The organism is Halomonas marinisediminis, from assembly GCF_004347715.1.
Lineage (GTDB): Bacteria > Pseudomonadota > Gammaproteobacteria > Pseudomonadales > Halomonadaceae > Halomonas > Halomonas icarae.
Map to the genome: position 1 here is coordinate 1 of NZ_SLTR01000826.1, position 225 is coordinate 225.

1 protein-coding gene is annotated in these 225 nt (G+C 67.1%); it reads right to left on the reverse strand.

The features are described 5' to 3' along the window. Nucleotides 1–22 precede the first annotated feature (22 nt). Nucleotides 23–225 (reverse strand): VOC family protein (locus tag E0702_RS18670; RefSeq protein ID WP_368816931.1); only part of this gene is annotated, 203 nt, incomplete at its 5' end.

The window sequence follows — 225 nt, forward strand, 5'->3', positions numbered from 1 at the left end:
CAGGGCCACCGCGCGCATCATCCTACCAGTGCCCGGTGTTTTCCATTTGCGCCCAGGGCTCGGCCGGGGGCAGGGCATCGCCTTTCTGCAGAAGCTCGATCGAGACGTTGTCGGGCGAGCGCACGAAGGCCATGTGTCCGTCCCGCGGCGGGCGGTTGATGGTCACGCCCGCGTCCATCAGGCGCTGGCACAGCCCGTAGATGTCGTCGGTCAGGAAGGCGAGAT